The 14,155-nt window shown below is 60.6% G+C and carries 15 protein-coding genes; 10 read left to right on the top strand and 5 right to left on the bottom strand.

Annotated features, from left to right (window positions below; genetic code table 11):
• The 7 genes from dnaA to CMV30_RS00035 all read left to right on the top strand — a co-directional run bounded on the left by dnaA (position 1) and on the right by CMV30_RS00035 (position 6,638).
• Complete coding sequence (dnaA, locus tag CMV30_RS00005) at positions 1–1,389, top strand: chromosomal replication initiator protein DnaA (RefSeq protein WP_096054120.1); 1,389 nt, start codon at positions 1–3, stop codon at positions 1,387–1,389.
• Between the two features lie 167 nt (positions 1,390–1,556).
• Entirely contained in the window at positions 1,557–1,805 is a 249-nt protein-coding gene (locus CMV30_RS19170) for a hypothetical protein (RefSeq protein ID WP_138223049.1), read from the top strand.
• Between the two features lie 11 nt (positions 1,806–1,816).
• The gene (locus CMV30_RS00015; protein ID WP_096054122.1) at positions 1,817–2,935 is read left to right on the top strand and encodes a DNA alkylation repair protein; all 1,119 of its coding nucleotides are present in this window, start codon (positions 1,817–1,819) and stop codon (positions 2,933–2,935) included.
• A 32-nt stretch (positions 2,936–2,967) separates the two neighbouring features.
• Positions 2,968–3,378 (top strand): type II RES/Xre toxin-antitoxin system antitoxin, encoded by a 411-nt coding sequence (gene parS, locus CMV30_RS00020; protein WP_096054123.1) that lies wholly within the window; start codon positions 2,968–2,970, stop codon positions 3,376–3,378.
• Entirely contained in the window at positions 3,375–3,839 is a 465-nt protein-coding gene (locus CMV30_RS00025) for an RES family NAD+ phosphorylase (RefSeq protein WP_096054124.1), read from the top strand. Before parS ends, CMV30_RS00025 begins: the two co-directional genes overlap by 4 nt.
• 60 nt (positions 3,840–3,899) lie before the next feature.
• The gene (gene lgt / locus CMV30_RS00030; RefSeq protein WP_096054125.1) at positions 3,900–4,718 is read left to right on the top strand and encodes a prolipoprotein diacylglyceryl transferase; all 819 of its coding nucleotides are present in this window, start codon (positions 3,900–3,902) and stop codon (positions 4,716–4,718) included.
• A gap of 81 nt (positions 4,719–4,799) precedes the next feature.
• Entirely contained in the window at positions 4,800–6,638 is a 1,839-nt protein-coding gene (locus CMV30_RS00035; RefSeq protein ID WP_096054126.1) for an autotransporter-associated beta strand repeat-containing protein, read from the top strand.
• Between the two features lie 46 nt (positions 6,639–6,684).
• Here the strand turns inward: CMV30_RS00035 and CMV30_RS00040 are convergent, their stop codons facing one another.
• From CMV30_RS00040 to hisG, 4 genes are all read right to left on the bottom strand, one after another.
• Positions 6,685–7,149 (bottom strand): hypothetical protein, encoded by a 465-nt coding sequence (locus CMV30_RS00040; RefSeq protein WP_096054127.1) that lies wholly within the window; start codon positions 7,147–7,149, stop codon positions 6,685–6,687.
• A gap of 29 nt (positions 7,150–7,178) precedes the next feature.
• Positions 7,179–8,255: an agmatine deiminase family protein gene (locus CMV30_RS00045; protein WP_245844347.1), complete on the bottom strand. Its 1,077-nt coding sequence runs from the start codon at positions 8,253–8,255 to the stop codon at positions 7,179–7,181.
• An 8-nt stretch (positions 8,256–8,263) separates the two neighbouring features.
• Positions 8,264–9,157 carry a carbon-nitrogen hydrolase gene (locus tag CMV30_RS00050; protein WP_096054128.1) on the bottom strand — a complete coding sequence of 298 codons (894 nt, stop codon included), beginning with the start codon at positions 9,155–9,157 and terminating at the stop codon, positions 8,264–8,266.
• A gap of 109 nt (positions 9,158–9,266) precedes the next feature.
• Positions 9,267–10,127, bottom strand: coding sequence for an ATP phosphoribosyltransferase (gene hisG, locus CMV30_RS00055; RefSeq protein ID WP_096054129.1), 861 nt, complete (start codon positions 10,125–10,127; stop codon positions 9,267–9,269).
• Between the two features lie 223 nt (positions 10,128–10,350).
• Here hisG and CMV30_RS00060 point away from each other — a divergent pair, with 223 nt between their 5' ends.
• The gene (locus CMV30_RS00060; RefSeq protein WP_096054130.1) at positions 10,351–11,145 is read left to right on the top strand and encodes a response regulator transcription factor; all 795 of its coding nucleotides are present in this window, start codon (positions 10,351–10,353) and stop codon (positions 11,143–11,145) included.
• Between the two features lie 129 nt (positions 11,146–11,274).
• Here CMV30_RS00060 and CMV30_RS00065 read toward each other — a convergent pair whose 3' ends face one another.
• On the bottom strand, positions 11,275–12,159 hold the full coding sequence (locus CMV30_RS00065) for a 5'-3' exonuclease (protein WP_096057526.1): 885 nt from the start codon (positions 12,157–12,159) through the stop codon (positions 11,275–11,277).
• 142 nt (positions 12,160–12,301) lie between these two features.
• On the opposite strand from CMV30_RS00065, the gene CMV30_RS00070 reads away from it, so the two are divergent.
• Positions 12,302–12,844: an NUDIX hydrolase gene (locus tag CMV30_RS00070; RefSeq protein WP_096054131.1), complete on the top strand. Its 543-nt coding sequence runs from the start codon at positions 12,302–12,304 to the stop codon at positions 12,842–12,844.
• 149 nt (positions 12,845–12,993) lie between these two features.
• A complete protein-coding gene (pdhA, locus tag CMV30_RS00075) occupies positions 12,994–14,097 on the top strand; it encodes a pyruvate dehydrogenase (acetyl-transferring) E1 component subunit alpha (protein WP_096054132.1) in 1,104 nt (367 codons plus the stop codon).
• Positions 14,098–14,155 lie beyond the last annotated feature (58 nt).

Raw genomic sequence — 14,155 nt, forward strand, 5'->3', positions numbered from 1 at the left:
ATGCCTTCTGTTTCCTCGTCTCCCAGCCTTTGGGAAACCGTCAAAAGTGATTTCAAAACCCTTTTTCCCGAGGATGTTTTCAAGCTGTGGTTTGAACCCATCGTCTGCGTCGAATCCGCCGAAGACTCCCTGACCCTCGGCGTCCCCAACGACTTCGCCGCCATCTGGATTAACGACAACTACCTCGACCTCATCGTCCAGCGCCTCCGCCTCAGCACCGGTCGCCTGATGACCGTGAAGCTCAAGAAGGTCGATCTCGACGGCTCCAGCGCTCCGTTCGCCTCCACCACCGATGCCGGCAGCCGCATCAAAACCACCGCCGCACCTGTCCGCCGCGCCCCGCGTTACGACGAAAAAACCGGCATCGCCGGTGGCCTCAACCCCCGCAACACCTTCGAAACCTTCGTCGTCGGTAACAACAACCAGATGGCCCACGCCGCCGCCATGGCCGTCGCCCAGGCCCCCGCGCAAGCCTACAACCCCCTCTTCATCTACGGCGACACCGGCCTCGGCAAAACGCACCTGATGCACGCCATCGGCCACGCGATCCTGAAGAACAACCCGCACGCCAAGATCGCCTACCTCTCCACGGAAAAATTCACCAACGAGTTTATCCAGGCCCTCCAGGAAAACGCCCTTCCCAAGTTCCGCCAGCGCTACCGCCACGTCGACGTCCTCCTCCTCGATGACGTCCAGTTCCTCGGCAACAAAGAGCGCATCCAGGAAGAATTCTTCCACACCTTCAACGATCTCTTCGAGTCCTCGAAACAGATCGTCCTCTCCAGCGACCGCCGCGCCTCCGAGATCGAAAAACTCGAAGCCCGCCTCGTCTCCCGCTTCGAATGGGGCCTGCCCGCCGACATCCAGGCGCCCGACTTCGAAACCCGCGTCGCCATCCTGCGCACCAAAGCCGCCACCCTGAAGTTCGAGCTGCCTCCCGGCGTCGCCACTTTCATCGCGCAAAACATCTCGAAAAACATCCGCCGCCTCGAAGGCGCGCTGATCAAAGTAGCCAGCTACTCCAGCCTCACGGGCAAACCCATCGACCTCGCGACGACCGAGATGCTCCTGCAGGACGTCCTCATGGAGCAGGCGCAAAACCAGCTCACCATCGAGACGATCCAGAAACGCGTCGCCGATCACTACCAGATCCGCCACAGCGACATGACCAGCAAACGCCGCCCCAACAACATCGCCATCCCCCGCCAGATCGCGATGTACATCACGCGCACGCTCACCAAGCACTCCCTCCAGGAAATCGGCGACGCCTACGGTGGCCGCGACCACGGCACCGTCATCCACGCCTGCAAAGCCGTGGACAACATGATGGAGCAAGACGCCTCCGTCCGCGGCTCCGTCGAATTCCTCAAAGCCCAGCTCAGCCGCTGAGCTTTTCCTCGCAGGGCCGGACCTTGATCCGCGACTCGTCCATCCACCGAAGCCGCGCCCACCAGCGCGGCTTTTTCATGCCTATCGTCCACACTTCATCCACTCAAACTAAACAAGCTCTCGTCACTTCGCTTGCGCCGCCGCGAAAACCCATAGATTGGCCGCGCATGAATCTCAGTGCCCTCATCGACGAAATCGCCGCCCAGGCCGATGACTTCCTCGACGGTTTCACCGGCCGCGCCGACGCCCGCGCCGGTATCCAGGAACTCCTCACCGCTCAGCACAACTCCCTGACCGAGACAGAGCGCAAACACGTCACCGACGGCGTCATGTCCATCCTCGAAGACGAGGGCTTCTTCGACGCCACGCCCGGAGCCGCTGAAACCGATGCTGACTCCAGCGCCGGCGAGGACTGACTTCGCCGCCCATGTCCGACGCCCCCGCCCTCAAAGAGTGGTTCAACGCCGCCCGCTACCGCTGGTTCGCCGACGAGCTCGCGTCCCTCACGCCTCGCTTCGATCGCAAAAAATTCCTCGCCCACACTCTCCCCGGCCTCGACGAGCGCAGCCTCCTCCAACGCATCCGCCGTACCTCCGAAGCGATGAGCGCCACGCTTCCCGCCGACTACCCCAAAGCGCTCGCAGTTCTCAAAAAACTCGCTCCGCGCTTCGATCACAACTTCGTCACGCTTGTTCTCCCCGACTTCGTTGGCCTCTACGGTCACGACGATTTCGACGCGTCGATGGACGCGCTCGCATTCTTCACGCGCTTCGGCTCCGCCGAGTTCGCCATCCGCGAATTCCTCAAACGCGATCTCCCGCGCACACTCGCTGTCATGGAACGTTGGTCGCTCGATAAAAACGAACACCTCCGCCGCCTTGCCAGCGAAGGCTGCCGCCCGCGTTTGCCCTGGTCTTTCCGTTTGCCCGCGCTGATCGCCGATCCCTCTCCCGTCGCCCCGATCCTCGAAAACCTCCGCGCCGACGATTCCCTCTACGTCCGCAAATCCGTCGCCAATCACCTCAACGACATCACCAAGGATCATCCCGATTGGACGCTCGCCACGCTCCGCCGCTGGACCACGAAAAACCCGCACACCGCCTGGATCGCCCGCCGCGCCCTCCGCACGTTGATAAAAGCCGGCCACCCCGAAGCGCTCGCCCTCTTCGGCGTAAAACCCGGCGCATTCGTCCGCGTTGAAAACTTAACGCTCTCCGCCCCCGCCATCACCCTCGGCGACCGCCTGTCATTTTCCTACGACGTCACATCGACCAGCTCCCGATCCCAACGCATCGTCGCCGACTACGCCGTTCACTACGTGAAAAAATCCGGCGATCTCTCCCGAAAGGTTTTCAAGCTCTCCGAGTTCGACCTCCCCGCCCGCAGCCGGGTCTCGCTGAAAAAATCCCAGCGTTTCCAAAATTTCACCACCCGCACCCACTACGCCGGCGAGCACCGCATAGAGCTGCTACTCAACGGCCAGTCAGTCGCCAGCACGTCCTTCATGCTTCATGTCACCTCCCCCAAATCCCGTCTTCTCACTTGATTTCTGCCATTTGGCACCCCATACTCCGCCACATGAAGAAAGTCGTTTATCCCGATGATTGGAGCACCGCCAACAACGCCGAGCTCGCTATGCGCGTCGAGGAGGGCCTGCCCGTCCTCGATCTCGTCGAGTTCGGCCGCAAGGTCGGCTTCACCATCGATGAGCTCGCCAAGCTCGTTCACATTCCGCCCCGCACCTACGCACGCCGCGTCGCCAGCAAGGCCCGCCTTAATGTCCCCGAGGGCGAGCGCGCTGTGCGCATCATGCGTCTGTACGATCGCGCGAAGCAGACCCTCGGTACCCACGAGAGCACGCGTGCCTGGCTTAATCGCAAGCTCCGCGTCCTCGGCGGCCGCACGCCCCTCGACTTCGCCAAAACCGAGCCCGGTGCCCGCGAGGTCGAGGCCGTCCTTGAGCGCTTTGAAGACGGCGTCTTCTCGTGAGTAACATCATCGTCTGGCGCCTGGCGTCGAAACGCCGTGCCGCCACGCTCTGGGATGGCGAAGGCGCCTTTCGCCGCGGCGCTCGCTGGAGCCCGCCGGGAGTACGCGCAGTTTATTGCGCCGAATCCCGCGCGCTCGCCGCGCTTGAGGTGCTCGTTCACGTCGAGGAGGTCAGCGATTTCGTCGCCCACGATTGGGTCATCGCCTCCGCCTTGATTCCGGAATCGCTCATCGAGCATCCATCCAAATTCCCCGCCGACTGGCGTGTGTATCCGTATGGCCACACCACGCAAAACTTCGGCGCCGAGTGGATTCGCTCCGGCCGGAGCGCCGTCTTGCGCGTCCCCAGCGCCGTCGTCCTCGGCGAGTTCAACTACCTTCTCAATCCGCAACACGTAGACTTCGCCCAAGTTCAGCTGACGAAGCATACCGCGTTTCAGTTCGATTCGCGTCTCGCCTGACGCCTCACCGCGCACTCTCCGCTTGGCTCACTCGCGACGAGCTGCGATGAACTCCCCCCCATGCTGACGCTCGCCCATTGGACACACGACTTGAGTCCATTCGTCCCGTTTCTCCAGTTTTCCGAAACGCGCGGCGTGCGCTGGTACGGCCTCGCCTATGTGCTCGGTTTCGTCTGCGCGCTCTGGCTCCTGCACCGCTACACACGCACCGGCCGCTCTCGGCTCACAACCGAACAAAACGGCGACCTCCTCCTCATCATCGTCATCGGCGTGATGCTCGGCGGACGCCTCGGCTCGTTCCTGCTCTACCATCCGGAGCTGCTCCTCTCCGATCCCCTGAGTTTTTTCCGTATCTGGGAAGGCGGCATGGCCAGCCATGGCGCGTTTATCGGCGTCACGCTCGCGCTGATTTGGTTCTCCCGGAAAACCAAAGTCTCATTCCTCCACCTCGGCGACTTGATCACCTCCACCGCTGCGCTCGGCCTTATGCTCGGTCGCATAGCCAACTTCATCAACGGCGAGCTCTGGGGCAAAGAATCCACCGTGCGCTGGGCCGTCATTTTTGTGAACACCGATGGCGGCCCCATGCCGCGCCATCCGTCGCAACTCTACCAGGCACTCCTCGAAGGCGCATTGCTCTTCGCCTACATGCAGCACCGCGTCTGGAAAAACCGCGTGCTGCAAACACACCCCGGCCAGCTCTCCGGCGAATTTCTCATCGGCTATTCTATCATGCGTGTCATCGGCGAAGTGTTCCGCGAGCCCGATGCTTCCCTCGTCTGGAACACCTTCAGCCGGGGAACCTTCTACTCGTTCTTCGTCTTCATCGCAGGCGTGGCGCTGATTCTATTCGCACGCCGGCAGCCTCAGCGCGGGTAAACCCGAGGTAAATTCTCCCCGCTAGCCTCCCGAGGTTTTGCCAGCACACAGGCACTTCACAAACTGAGGAAGATCCCTCAGATGCCCCTGCTCCACCTCAACCGCCCGCTCCCGACAGCCCGCCACCGTCACGGCAGCTCGGGCGTTCCGTTGCTGCTGGCGCTGCTCGCACCGCTCACCGCGAGCGCTCAAGTCACCATCGGGCTCAATTTCGTCGGCGGCTATTCCGGCGTATCCGTTTCCTCGATGGGCTCCGCCGAAAACGCGGGCGCGATCGCCCAGACCAACTGGAACAACCTCACCAGCTTCAGCGGCAGCGACACGACGCTGGTCAACAACTCCGGCGCGACCGTTTCCGGGCTGAGCGTCAGCTACAACTCGCTCAACACCTGGGCCGATCCCGCGATCACGGACACCGCAGGCAACAACCGCCTCATGCGCGGCTACCTCGATTTCAACGTCAACGAAGGCTCCACCGGCATCACCGTCAGCGGACTTTCTTCGCCGGTCTACGACGTCATCGTGTACACCAACGGCGACGAAAACGCCCGCACCGGCCTGTTCCAGATCGGCGCGCAATCCTACTGGGTCAAAGACAGCAGCAGCTTCACCGGCACATTCATCCAGGGAACGGCCACCGCCGATCCCGGCTCGCACGCCGCCGCGCAGTCGGGCAATTACATGGTCTTCTCCGGACTCACGAGCAGCTCGTTCACGCTGTCCGCGACCGGCGAATACACCATCGACGGCGTCTATCGCGCTCCGGTAAACGCCATCCAGATCGTCCAGCCCGCCACCACACTCTTCTGGGATCGCAACGGCACCTCCACCGGCGCTGGTACCACACCCAACGGCATCTGGGCCACCAGCGGCACCAATCGCAGCAACTGGACCAGTTCCGCCGCTGGCACCTCCACTCCCGGCAACTGGACCAACGGCGCGGTCGCCGTCTTCAGCGCGGGCACCAACGCCACCGGCACCTACGTTGTCGATGTCGCCAGCACCAGCATCCAGACGGGCGCGATCTTCGTGCAGGAGGGCAACGTCACTTTCAACACCACGAACGGCGGCTCGATCCGTCTCTCCGATTCCACTCCCGACATCATCGTCGCAGGCGGCGCCTCCGCCACGGTCAACGTGCGGCTCGAAAACAACGTGACCGCCTCCACCGCCATCGGTCTCCAGAAACAGGGCACAGGCACGCTCACCCTCGGCAGCACCAGCAACAACTACGGCGGTAAAACCGTCATCACCGAGGGCACACTGCGCCTTGGCACCAGCGGCGTGATTCCCAACGGCAGCGCACTCACCGTAGCCAGCGGAGCTACCTTTGATCTCAACAACCAGACAGAGACCATCGGCTCGCTCGCGGGCGCCGGCACCGTCGCCTTCGGCACCGGCACACTCATCGCGGGCGGCGACAACACCTCGACTCTATTCTCCGGCTCATTCACCGGCGCTGGCATATTTGAAAAAACCGGCACCGGCACATTCACGCTCGGTACCGACCTCACGTACGCGGGCACGATGCGCCTCAGTGGCGGCACACTCGCGCTCAACGGCTACGATCTCAGCACCAGCGTGCTCCACATCACCGGCGACTCAGTCCTCGATTTCGGTGCCAACACCGCCTCGTTGCTCACCACCGGCAGCTTCCTGATAGACGTGGGCGTCACTCTCACGATCAACAACTGGACCGATACCATCGACTACTTCTACGCGCTCACCAGTCCAGGCGGCGCTCAAGGCTCCGCGCCGCTCAACCAGATCGTCTTCTCCGGCTTCTCCGTCAACGACACGAAATGGCAGAGCTACGATAAACAGATCACGCCGGTCCCTGAGCCCGCGACCTACGGCGCATTGCTCATGCTCAGCGCAGGCGTGTTTGTATTTTGGCGACGCTCACGGCGCGTCACCTGATCGCCAGCGCCCCGGCTGATCGAACTAGGCGCGCAAGCACTCATAATCACTCCGCCGGCTGAGCCAGTGCCGCATCCAGATGACGAAAAAACACTTCGTACAACGGCGAGTCCGGCATCGGCGTCGATGTACCCGAGCCATCTCGCTTGCTGAACTCGTTCTCTAAAATCTCGAAGAACATCGCCGAAACCTCCGTGCCTCCATTGGCCGCCGGAGCCAGCTTCACGCTCAATGAAACCTGCCGGGCCGCACGCGGGCCTTCACCGGTCTGAAGCGCACTGATCGCCTCCATCTTCCCTTGGGCCGCGCCGCCACTCGTGAACGTGAAATTCATCTTCTTCATAGCCACACGAGCCGCCTCATACGCCGGCTTCTGCTCAGCCTTCACGACATGCGGCCGGAAGGTCGGCGAAATCCGCTCGCGAAATGCGGTTTGAAAACGGGAACCGGATTCGCAGCCAGTGACGGCGAGTACGATGGCGGCGAGAAGAAGCGCGGAGATTTTTTTCACGAGTTTAAGAAGATGCGATCTGGGACACGTCAGGCGGGCTGCTGTTGCGAAATACAATGCAGCGTCCCCAAACCCCACACGAGGTCGAGGCAGTCGATCGGGATGATCTCACGATCAGGGAAACAGTCAGCCAGCACTTCGAGTGCTTCATCGTCCTTCTTCGGCTGGCGAAAAGCTGGCATCAGCACCGCGTCGTTGATGATGAGAAAATTCGCATAACTCGCCGGGAGTTGCTGCCCATCGCAGAACGACGGCTTCGGCATCGGCAGTTCGACGATCTTGAACTTCTTCTTCGCCGGTGTGCGCAACATGTGCAGACGCTCCAGGTTTTCCTGAAGGATTTTATAGTTCTTATCGCGCTTGTTGGTTTCGACGACCGTCACAATACCGTCCTCGCGGAAGAAACGGCTCAGGTCGTCGATGTGTCCGTCCGTGTCGTCACCGATGATGCCATCTCCGAGCCAGAGAATCGTATGCACGCCGAGATAATCGCGCAGGTTCTGCTCGATCTGCTCCTTCGTGAGATCGGGATTGCGGTTCTTATGGAGCAAGCACGCCTCGGTCGTGAGCAGCAGCCCCGCACCATTCACGTCGATCGAGCCGCCTTCGAGCACCATCTTTTTTTCAAAGCGGCGCATCTTCAGCTTCTTCGCGATGCTCGGGGGGATCTCGTTGTCTTTGTCGAACGGCGGATATTTGCCGCCCCACGCGTTGTAGTCCCAATCGGTCACCGCGACTTCGCCGGTCTTGTCGTTCTTCACGAAGATGGGTCCATGATCGCGGCACCACGTGTCATTCGTCGGATGATCGTAGAACGTTACCTTCGACAGATCTGCGTTGGCTTTTTCGATCAACGACCACGCGCGCTTCTGGAGCGGTTTCGCGATGTTGATGCGCACTTCTTGAAAACGACTGATCGTCGCGACGATCTCCGCAAACTTGTACGGGATCGGCCGGAAAAATCCCGGCCACGACGCGCGCTTATGCGGCCACGAAAGCCAGATTGCCGTCTGCGGCTCCCACTCGGCTGGCATCCGAAAGCCGAGCGAGGCAGGCGTGGCGGTTTCTTTAGTTTTCAACGTCTTCGAAGCAGAGGCGGCAGCCATGGGAAAAGTTAAAGCGGACGGTCGATAAAACGCTTGGTGAGATCGCCGTACGCATCGATGCGACGGTCGCGCAGGAACGGCCAGTGCGTGCGGGTCGTATCCACTTTCCCGAGCTCCACCGGGACGATGAGGACTTCCTCTTTATCCACGCTGGCCTTCGCCAGAATCTGCCCGCTCGTGCCCGCGACGAAACTCTGGCCCCAGAACTCCAAGCCATCGCCACCAACGCTCTTAATCACCTCGTGGCCGATGCGGTTGATCGACGCGACGTAGCAACCATTCGCGACCGCGTGCGAACGCTGGATCGTCTCCCACGCGCCGTGCTGATTCACGCCGTACTCAGCCTTCTCCTTCGGATGCCAGCCAATCGCCGTCGGATAAAAAAGAATCTCCGCGCCCTGCATAGCCGTGAGGCGAGCGCCTTCGGGATACCACTGATCCCAGCAGATCAACACGCCTATCCGGCCGAACTTCGTATCCCACGCACGGAAACCCGTGTCGCCCGGCGTGAAGTAGAACTTCTCGTAGAACAGCGGATCATCCGGGATGTGCATCTTCCGGTAAATGCCGAGCAGCGAGCCGTCCGCATCGATAATGACCGCCGTGTTGTGATAAAGACCCGACGCCCGCTTCTCGAAGAGTGACGCGATGATCACCACGCCATGCTTCTTCGCGATCTTCTGAAACGCCTTCGTGCTCGGCCCGGGGATCGGCTCTGCGAGTTTGAAATGCTCATGATCCTCGCTCTGGCAGAAATATTGCGAGCACAGCAGCTCCTGCGTGCAGATGATCTGAGCGCCCTGCTTCGCAGCCTTCTCGGCAAGCGCGATGGACTTTTTGAGGTTCTCCGCGGGATTCGCGGAGCAGGCGTGTTGAAGGAGACCGAGCGTGACTTTCGACATGAGAGTTTTGGTTTAGCGACCGCGTCGACACGCGACTCGGTCAGAGAGCATTCGCACAACAAACAAACCAGCCGTGCAGACTACGAACGAACGCAGCCCGCGCGCTTTTTCAATAGACGACCTTGTTCAGTGGATATTCCACGATGCCCTCGGCGCCGAGCGACTTGAGCTGCGGAATGATTTCGCGGACGACGCTTTCGTCGATGATCGTCTCGAGCGCGATCCAGTCCGGATTGCTGAGCTGCGAGACGGTCGGATTACGCAGCGACGGCAACTTGCTGATTACGGACTCGAGCGCCGCCTTCGGAAGATTCAGTTTCAGGCCGACCTTCGAGTGCGCCTCCAGCGCACCAACGAGCAGCAGCGCGATGGTCTCGATTTTTTTGCGCTTCGCCGGATTCGCCCAGCTCGCCTTGTTGGCGATCAGCTTGGTGTTCGTGTAGAGGAGCGTCTCGACGATCCGGAGTTTGTTCGCGCGCAGCGACGACCCCGTCTCAGTGATATCCACGATCGCATCGACGAGATCGGGAACTTTGACCTCCGTAGCGCCCCAAGAAAATTCGATGTCGGCCACAACGCCCTTTTCGGCGAAGAAGCGCTTGGTCGTGTTCATCAACTCCGTCGCGACACGTTTGCCCGCGAGATCCTTGATGGTTTTGACCGGCGATGATTCCGGTACGCACAGCACCCAGCGCGACTTGAGCGTGGATGCCTTGCTGTAGATCAGATCGCATACCTCAACCACGTCGGAGTTGTTTTCGAGAACCCAGTCCTGGCCGGTCAGCCCGCAGTCGAAAAACCCATGCTCCACGTAACGGCTCACTTCTTGGGCACGCACGAAACGTCCATCCAGCTCCGGGTCGTCGATAGACGGTTTGTAGGAGCGCGAACTCGTGGTGATTTTCCAACCTGCCTTGGCGAACAGGTTTTTCGTGGACTCCTCGAGGCTGCCCTTCGGCAGTCCGAGCATCAGAAGCGGCGTTTGATCAGACACAGCGGCCAAGGCACACACCGCTCACTTCTGCTTCAAGTCTATTTCACGCCGTGACCTGCCCGTCACCCAACAGGACAAAAAGTGCACTTCAGTTATATCACTCCTCGCCGATAGTTTGTTTGGCTTTTTACAACTTTCCTTTGACAGGAGGTCTGTCAGTTGTAAAAAACCCAAAGCGCTTTAAGCAGCGCCACACTTTATGCGATCCGCTCCAAAGCCCCTGATCCTGATAGTGGAAGACGAGGAGGAACTGGCCAAACTCATCACCATCCACCTCGAAGAAGCCGGCATGCAAACCCAGTGGTACAACCGCTGCGCCCTTGCCGCCCGCTTCCTCAAGAAGAACTTCGCCAACCTCCTGCTCCTCGACGTCAACCTCCCGGACCAGTCAGGCTTCCAGCTCCTCGATGAACTGAAGAAGGGCGACATCTCCATCCCCACCATCTTCGTCACCGGTAACGCCCTTGAGACGAATAAAATTCGCGGCCTCGATATGGGCGGTGACGACTACATCACCAAACCCTTCAGTTACCCCGAACTCGTCGCCCGCATCCGCGCAGTCCTCCGCCGCGCCGAATCGATGGCCGATCTCAACGTCACCAAAAACGCCAAGATCAGCGACGAGGCTTTCGACTTCTGCGGCGCCAAGGTCACGCCCATCCGCCTCGAAATCGAGTTCCCAAATAAAGTCGTCACCAAGATCGGCCGCAAGGAACTCGGCATCCTCTCCTACCTGAATCAAAACCAAGGCGTTGTCATCACGCGCAAGGCCCTGATTCACTCGGTCTGGGGCATCCACGCCGACGTGAAAAGCCGCTCCCTCGACCAGTACATCGTCAAGGTCCGCGAACTCTTCCGCGCCAACGGCCTCAACCTCGACTCCTTCCGCACCGTTCACAGCGTCGGCTACATCTTCGACCCACAGGGCGTCTCTCAAGAAGGCCGCGAAGAAATCGCCGCACGGCAAACGAATCCGCCCATGGCGAAGAAGTAATCCGCGACGCCAGCAGCTTCGCGTTTCGTTCCAAGCTCATTCCAAGGCCGCGTCATCCACGCGGCCTTTTTCATGCCCAGCCACAAGCGTTCAACCCAACGGCACAAACACATCAACCACACGCCCGGCTTAGAACAACTCACCCTGCCCACCATAACGCTTCTGTGCTTCTGCCAGCGTCGATTTCATCTCCATCTCTTCGAGCGTGCGCAGCAACTCATCGGTCCGCACCGCCGTCTTCTCCGCCGCCACGGTCGGCAGCGCCAGATTGAGCGTCGTCAGTTTCAGATTCATCCGCAGTCGCTCGGCCTCTGCCACCACGACTTCGCGAAACCGGTCCGGCTTCAACTCCCCCGCCCGCGCGATCACGCCTTCGAGCGATCCGCAAAGCTCCAACCACTTCACCGCCGTCTTCGGCCCCACGCCGTTGAGTCCTGGAATGTTATCCGATGTGTCCCCAACCAGCGCCAGATACTCGGCGATTTGGCTCGGCGGCACGCCAAACTTCTCCACCACACCCACCACATCAAGCAGCCGCCAGCCCAGCTTCGGATTCGCCGTCGGCGGCGGCAGCATGATCTTGATACGCTCATTCACGATCTGTGCGAAATCCTTGTCCGAGCTCACAATAATCACGTCGTGCCCGGCCTTCGCCAACGCGACCGCTTGCGACGCCAGTAAATCATCCGACTCCACGCCATCCTGCTCGATTCCGACGAGGCCCATCGCCCGCGTCAGCGACTTGATGAGCGGCAGTTGTTTCACCAGCGGCTCTGGCATCTCCGCGCGCTGCGCCTTGTATTCAGGATGCAACGCCAGCCGGTCCTGCGAACCACCGAGATCGAAAAACACCAGCGTCGCCTCCGGCCGCTCCATGTCGTTCAGCTTCCACAACGACTTCACCCATCCATGCAGTGCGCCCGTGGGAAAACCGTCTGCGCGCGTCAGCTCCGGCAACGCGTGAAAGCAGCGATAAGCGAGGTTGAACCCATCGACCAGGAGCCATTTTGCCATGATCTCCGCAGCCAACCTTTCGTCTCGTCCGGCGCAAACCTCAAAAAATCCTCAACTCATCCCCACCTCCCCATCGCTTTACTCACCTCTCTGTTTCCAGCCTTCCTGAGTTCCACATTCTTCTCTTAATTCTTCACTGCCGATGTCCGCTCCCGCCATTCCCTACAAAATCGCCGTCCTCGTCTTCATCGAAAACGCCGCCGGCGAACACCTGCTGCTCCTCCGCGCCAAGCCGCCGAATCTCGGTGTCTGGAGCCCCATCGGCGGCAAACTCGAAACCGCCACCGGCGAATCCCCCTACGAATGCGCCGTCCGCGAGACGTACGAGGAAACCGGGCACGCCATAACCATCGCCGACCTCCACCTCTTCGGCATGATCGCCGAGCGTGCCTACGAGGGCGAAAGCCACTGGCTGCTCTTCCTCTTCCGCTGCCGCAAACCCATCGCCGCGCTCCCGCCCGAGATGCACGAGGGCCGCTTCGGCTTCTTCACTCGAGCCCAGATCGACGAAATCCCGCTTCCCGCCACCGACCGCACCGCCCTCTGGCCGATCTACGACAAACACAGCGACCGTTTCGTCGCCTTCCGCGCCAACTGCGATCCCGCTCAGCCACTCAAAATCGAAATAGAAGAAATCATCCCCACGCCTTCGTTTACCAATCGATCCGGTCCCGCCGCGTCATGAACTGTCCGCATAGCACCCGATGAAATTCATCACACCTGTAAGCTCCGCTTCAGCACGCCACTTCCGACCCGTCCGCCGGGGACAATTCACTTGATTTATCCCCCCACCGACAAAAACTCCGCCTTTTGAACCCATTACCCACTTCGCCTGTGAGTACCCAATCAACTGCCACCACCGATAAAAAGGACGCCGTCTCCACGAGCCGCAGCGCTCCAATCAACGCCAAGCTCAACGCCGAAGAGCGCATCGAGCTCTACCGGAAAATGGTGCGCATCCGCCGCTTTGAAGAGCGCAGTCTCCGCTCTTATCAGGCCAAAAATAGCGCCGGCGGCACCAACATCGGCGGGTTCCTCCATCTCTACATCGGCCAGGAAGCCGTCGCCGTCGGCTGCTGCTCGCTGATGGGCAAGAACGACCACGTCATCACCGCGTATCGCGATCACGGGCACGCCATCGCCGTCGGCATGGACACCAAGCCCCTCATGGCCGAGCTCTACGGCAAGATCACCGGTTGCTCCAAGGGCAAGGGCGGCTCGATGCACTACTTCGATCCATCGCGTAACTACTGGGGCGGCCACGGCATCGTCGGTGGACAAATCCCCCTCGGCACCGGCCTCGCCTACGCTGTGAAATACAAGGGCCTCAAAGGCGCTGCCATGGCGTTCATGGGCGACGGCGCGGTCAACCAAGGCGCTGTCCACGAAGCCTACAATCTCGCCGCCCTCTGGAACCTCCCCGTCATCTTCGTCATCGAAAACAACGGCTACTCCATGGGCACCAGCCAGGCCCGCTCCTCCGCCGGTGAACTCGCCCGCCGCGCCGACGCCTACGACATGGCGTGGGACGTCATCAACGGCCACGACCTCTACGAAGTCCGCGACAAGATGGATACCCTCCTCACCCGCGCCCGCGAGCAATCGCTCCCCGCCGTCGTCGAGATCAAGACCTACCGTTACCGCGGCCACTCCGTCGCCGATCCCGACAAGACCTACCGCAACAAAACCGAGATCGAGGAGTACCAGCGCACGAAAGATCCGATCACGCTATTCCAGGAAATGCTCGTCGCTGAAAACGTCCTCACTCCCGAGCTCATCGAGAAGATCAACACCGAGGCCCGTGCCGAGGCCGATCAAGCCGCCGACTTCGCCGACGCCAGCCCGTATCCGACCGTCGAAGACATCCAAAAGGATGTTTACTGGGAGATCGACAATCCCTCCGAGCGCAAATCCCAAGGCCGCCTCTTCTTCGACTAAAAATCTTCTTCCGAAATGCGGAAAACTGGAAATCAGGAACCTGAACTTAGACTTCTTT

It is taken from the genome of Nibricoccus aquaticus, from assembly GCF_002310495.1.
GTDB classification, from domain to species: Bacteria; Verrucomicrobiota; Verrucomicrobiia; order Opitutales; family Opitutaceae; genus Nibricoccus; species Nibricoccus aquaticus.

Bases quoted from the DNA above. Each gene is read 5' to 3' on its own strand.
- CMV30_RS00045 (WP_245844347.1), bottom strand. From the start codon at position 8,255: ATGGCTGCCGCCTCTGCTTCGAAGACGTTGAAAACTAAAGAAACCGCC.
- CMV30_RS19170 (WP_138223049.1), top strand. From the start codon at position 1,557: ATGAATCTCAGTGCCCTCATCGACGAAATCGCCGCCCAGGCCGATGAC.
- lgt (WP_096054125.1), top strand. From the start codon at position 3,900: ATGCTGACGCTCGCCCATTGGACACACGACTTGAGTCCATTCGTCCCG.
- hisG (WP_096054129.1), bottom strand. From the start codon at position 10,127: ATGCTCGGACTGCCGAAGGGCAGCCTCGAGGAGTCCACGAAAAACCTG.
- CMV30_RS00050 (WP_096054128.1), bottom strand. From the start codon at position 9,157: ATGTCGAAAGTCACGCTCGGTCTCCTTCAACACGCCTGCTCCGCGAAT.
- CMV30_RS00035 (WP_096054126.1), top strand. From the start codon at position 4,800: ATGCCCCTGCTCCACCTCAACCGCCCGCTCCCGACAGCCCGCCACCGT.
- CMV30_RS00070 (WP_096054131.1), top strand. From the start codon at position 12,302: ATGTCCGCTCCCGCCATTCCCTACAAAATCGCCGTCCTCGTCTTCATC.
- dnaA (WP_096054120.1), top strand. From the start codon at position 1: ATGCCTTCTGTTTCCTCGTCTCCCAGCCTTTGGGAAACCGTCAAAAGT.
- CMV30_RS00060 (WP_096054130.1), top strand. From the start codon at position 10,351: ATGCGATCCGCTCCAAAGCCCCTGATCCTGATAGTGGAAGACGAGGAG.
- CMV30_RS00015 (WP_096054122.1), top strand. From the start codon at position 1,817: ATGTCCGACGCCCCCGCCCTCAAAGAGTGGTTCAACGCCGCCCGCTAC.
- parS (WP_096054123.1), top strand. From the start codon at position 2,968: ATGAAGAAAGTCGTTTATCCCGATGATTGGAGCACCGCCAACAACGCC.
- CMV30_RS00065 (WP_096057526.1), bottom strand. From the start codon at position 12,159: ATGGCAAAATGGCTCCTGGTCGATGGGTTCAACCTCGCTTATCGCTGC.